Origin of the sequence: Micromonospora maritima (genome assembly GCF_902825405.1) — a bacterium.
GTDB classification, from domain to species: domain Bacteria; phylum Actinomycetota; class Actinomycetes; order Mycobacteriales; family Micromonosporaceae; genus Micromonospora; species Micromonospora maritima.
Genome location: NZ_CADEAU010000472.1, coordinates 1 through 4,068, shown reverse-complemented (window position 1 = coordinate 4,068; position 4,068 = coordinate 1). Strand labels below are relative to the sequence as shown.

The following is a 4,068-nucleotide window of genomic DNA, read 5'->3' as shown; positions in this document are numbered from 1 at the left end:
GGTGCTGGACGAGCTGGCCCGCCGGCTGGCGCTCGGCGTGGCGAGCACGTGCGTGGTGCTCGACCCGCCGCTGGTGGTGCTCGCCGGCGCGGTCGGGCAGGCGGGCGGGTCGGCGCTGGCCGAGCGGGTGCAGCACGAGGTCGCCGCGATCACGCTGGTCCGGCCCCGGGTGGTGGCCACCGGGCTGACCGAGGAGCCGATCCTGCGTGGGGCGCTGCGTACCGCGTTGGACGCGGTCCGTGACGAGGTGTTCGGCTCGACGGTCGGCTGACCGCGTGCACCCTGGCGCCATGTGAAGGAATCCTTCATCATGGCGCCAGGGTTCGCAAGGAGTTGCCGAGGTGCGGCCGTCCTCAGATCAGGTCGCGGCGGCGGAACACGGTGAACGCGGCGACCACCAGCGCGGCGGTGAGGCCGAGCAGGACCACCATGCCCGACACCCAGGTGAGCGTGTACGAGCCGTCGCAGAAGCCGGAGATCCCGGTGCTGCAGGCGTTGCCGTCCCAGAACCGCACCTCGCCGTTGAGCCAGGCGGCCAGGTAGCTGGAGAGCATGAACCGGTCCGGGCGGCCGACCGCCAGGATCTGGAACACCAGCCGGGCGCCCAGCTCCCACACCACCACGTACGCGGCGACCGTGCCGAGCGCCGCCGACGTGTGCCGACCCAGCGTCGCGATCGCGAACCCGAGTGCCGCGGTGGCCAGCACCAGCACCAGCCCGCGCGCCCAGATCGCGCCGAGCGTCACCCAGAAGTCGCCGCCGGTGCGCCCGGTCAGGCCGGACGCCTGCCCGATCAACCAGAACGCCCCGAGATACGCGACCGACGCCAGCACCGAGAGCGCCAGCAGCCCGCCCAGCAACGTGCCGAGCTTCGCGGCCAGCACGGTCGGCCGGCGTGGCCGCCACAGCAGCAGGTTGACCACGCCGCCCGAGTTCAGGTCCGCCCCGATGTAGGAGGCGCCGACCAGGAACCCGAACAGCGCGAGGAACGCGACCAGGAAGAACAGCAGCGGCTCGGCCTCCTTCGCGAACACGAAGACGCCGCTGAGGTAGTCGGAGGCGGTCGGCAGGGTCTCGGACTGGGCCGGGTCGATCTGGGCGCAGTCGCGCGGCAGGTAGTCGTTCTCGTCGGCGGTGAGCGTGCCCGCCTTGATCCGCAGGCAGCGGTCGTGCGCCAGCTCCAGCCGCCGTACCTCCTCGGCGGCCTGCGCCTGGGCCCGGCCCAGCTCCACCTCGGTCGGGCGGTGCGAACCACCGAGCGTGGTCACCGCGGTCACCGCGAAGGCCACCGCCAGCAGCACCACCATGAGTTGCACGAAGCGCCGGGCGGCGAGCCGCTCCAGCTCGGCACGGACCAGGTTCACGCGTCCACCTCCCGGCTCTCCCGGACGTCCAGGTCGATGACTCCGTCGTTCGGCGGCGCGCCGTCCACCTGTCGCGGCACCGCCACGTGCTCGTGCCCACCGGTGAGCTCCAGGAAGACGCTCTCCAGGTCCGGACGGAGCGGGACCAGCTCACGCACCCACAGCCCCTGCTCGCCCAGCGTGCGGCTGATCACCTCGGGGTCGACCACGCCGGTCACCACGAGGTGGTCCGGCGCGGTGGTGACCGACAGCCCGGCCCGGCCCAGCATTTGCTCCGCCTGCGCCACGTCGGCCACCCGGACCTGCCACTGGTGCTGGTCGAAGCCGGCCAGCACCTCGTCCACCCGCCCGTACGCGACCCGTCGCCCCCGGCTGACGATCGTCACGTGATCGCAGATCAGCTGGATCTCGGCCAGGATGTGGCTGGACAGCAGCACGGTCACCCCGGCCGCGGCGAGCGACCGGGTGAGGTCGCGCATCTCCCGGATGCCGGCCGGGTCCAGCCCGTTCGCCGGCTCGTCCAGGATCAGCAGCTCCGGGCGCTTCAACAGGGCGGAGGCGACCGCCAGCCGCTGCTTCATGCCCAGCGAGTAGCCCTTCACCCGCTCGTGGCCCCGGTCCCGCAGGCCGACCTGCTCCAACACCTCGTCCACCCGGCTGGTCGGCACCCCACCGGCCAGGGCCAGCAGCCGCAGCGTCCGGTGGGCGGTGAAGTTGCCGAAGAACTGGGGGCTCTCCACGATCGCGCCGACCCGGCCGGCCACCTCGGGGAGCCGCTCGGGGGACCGGACGCCCAGCACGTGCATCCAGCCGGAGTCCGGCCGGACCAGCCCGAGCAGCGCCCGCAGGGTGGTCGTCTTGCCGGAGCCGTTCGGCCCCAGGAAGCCGTGCACCTGGCCCGCCTCGACCAGCATGTCGAAGTCGTCCACGGCGACCCGACGCCCCTGGCGCACGGTGTGGAACGTCTTGCGGAGACCGGCGATCTCGATGACCGCGCTCATCCGCGTGCCTCCCGGCAGGGGTCGGGCATGGGTCGTCCTTCCGGATGCGGTGACCAACGACACGGCGCCCCACCCTATGGCGGCGGCCCCGCCCGTGGGGGGCGCCGGGCCGGGTGCGTGATTGGATGGGGCCGTGACTGGTGACCTGATCCCCGGCGCCCCGGGCGCCCCCGCCCCCTCGACCGTGGACGCGGATCTGGTGGTCAGCCTCGACGGAGTCGGCGTCACGCGCTCCGGCACCGCGCTGGTGCACGACGTCGACTGGCGGGTCGAGCTGGACGAACGGTGGGTGCTGCTCGGCCCGAACGGCGCCGGCAAGACCACCCTGCTCAACCTGGCCGCCGGCCGGCTGCACCCGAGCAGCGGCGTCGCGCACGTGCTCGGCGAGCGCATCGGCCGCACCGACGTCAACGAGCTGCGCACCCGGATCGGCCTCTCCACCGCCACCCTCGCCGAGCGGATCCCCGCCGACGAGCGGGTCGTCGACGTGGTGGTGACCGCCGCCTGGTCGGTGGTCGGTCGCTGGCGGGAGAGCTACGACCGCACCGACGAGGCGCGCGCCGCCGCGCTGCTGGGCCAGCTCGGCGTCGGCCACCTCGCCGACCGCGCCTACGGCACGCTCTCCGAGGGCGAGCGCAAGCGCGTGCAGATCGCCCGGGCCCTGATGACCGACCCGGAGCTGCTGCTGCTGGACGAACCCGCCGCCGGGCTCGACCTGGGCGGCCGGGAGGACCTGGTCGCGCGGCTCGCGGAGCTGGCGTACGACCCGGACGCGCCGGCCATGGTGCTGGTCACCCACCACGTCGAGGAGATCCCGCCGGGCTTCACGCACGCGTTGCTGCTGCGCGAGGGCGCGGTGGTGGCGCAGGGCCTGCTCGCCGACGTGCTCACCGCCGACAACCTGTCGAAGACCTTCGGCCTGCCGCTGGTCGTCTCGCGGTCCGGCGACCGCTGGACCGCCCGCGCCGCCTGAGCGGACGGGAGCACCTCGTGCGGCAGACCCGGATCGCCGTCGTCGGCAGCGCCAACATGGACCTGGTCGGCACCGCCGCGGTGCTGCCCCGGCCGGGCGAGACCGTACTCGGCAGCGAGTTCGTCATGCTGCCCGGCGGCAAGGGCGCCAACCAGGCGGTCGCCGCCGTGCGGGCCGGCGCGTCCTGCGTCTTCCTGGGCGCGATCGGGTCGGACGCGTTCGGGGTCACCCTCCGGGCCCGGATCACCGCGGCCGGCGTCGACACCACCCACCTGCGGGTGATGTACGGCCCGTCCGGCGTCGCCCTGGTCATGGTCGGTGGCGCGGGGGAGAACGCCATCCTGGTCACCCCCGGCGCAAACGAGGCGTTCACCGCGCCGACCGCGGACGAGCTGACCGCCGTACGGGAGGCGGACGTGCTCGTCGCGCAGCTGGAGGTGCCGGTCGAGACGGTGACCGAGGCGGCGCGGGCGGCCCGCGCGGGCGGCACCCGGGTGGTGCTCAACGCCGCGCCGGCCCGGTCGCTGCCGGCCGACCTGCTGGCCGCGACCGACCTGCTCGTGGTCAACGAGCCCGAGGCGCAGGCGCTGACCGGTCGCGGCCGGGACGAGCCGGCCGCGCTGCTCGACCTGGTGCCCCGGGCGGTGCTCACGCTCGGCGGCGACGGCGCCTGGTACGTGGACCGGGACCGCCCGGCGGTGCACGTGCCGGCGGTGCCGGTGGACGTGGT

General features: G+C 74.3%; 4 protein-coding genes and 1 pseudogene. 3 read left to right on the top strand and 2 right to left on the bottom strand.

The annotated features are described in order from the left end of the window. Positions 1-271 (top strand): annotated as a pseudogene (locus HUW36_RS27305) (ROK family protein); the annotation flags it as partial. Positions 272-353: 82 nt separating this feature from the next. Here HUW36_RS27305 and HUW36_RS27300 read toward each other — a convergent pair. After that, complete coding sequence (locus HUW36_RS27300; RefSeq protein WP_174530764.1) at positions 354-1,364, bottom strand: ABC transporter permease subunit; 1,011 nt, start codon at positions 1,362-1,364, stop codon at positions 354-356. Further along, positions 1,361-2,365, bottom strand: coding sequence for an ATP-binding cassette domain-containing protein (locus HUW36_RS27295; RefSeq protein WP_174530763.1), 1,005 nt, complete (start codon positions 2,363-2,365; stop codon positions 1,361-1,363). The genes HUW36_RS27300 and HUW36_RS27295 overlap by 4 nt, the downstream gene beginning before the upstream one ends. Positions 2,366-2,498: 133 nt before the next feature. Between HUW36_RS27295 and HUW36_RS27290 the strand changes: the two genes are divergently transcribed. Together HUW36_RS27290 and HUW36_RS27285 are read left to right on the top strand one after the other, a co-directional pair. Continuing rightward, positions 2,499-3,338, top strand: a complete 840-nt coding sequence (locus tag HUW36_RS27290; protein WP_174530762.1) for an ABC transporter ATP-binding protein — start codon at positions 2,499-2,501, stop codon at positions 3,336-3,338. A gap of 17 nt (positions 3,339-3,355) precedes the next feature. Continuing rightward, on the top strand, positions 3,356-4,068 hold a 713-nt coding region (locus tag HUW36_RS27285), incomplete at its 3' end, for a ribokinase (protein ID WP_174530761.1).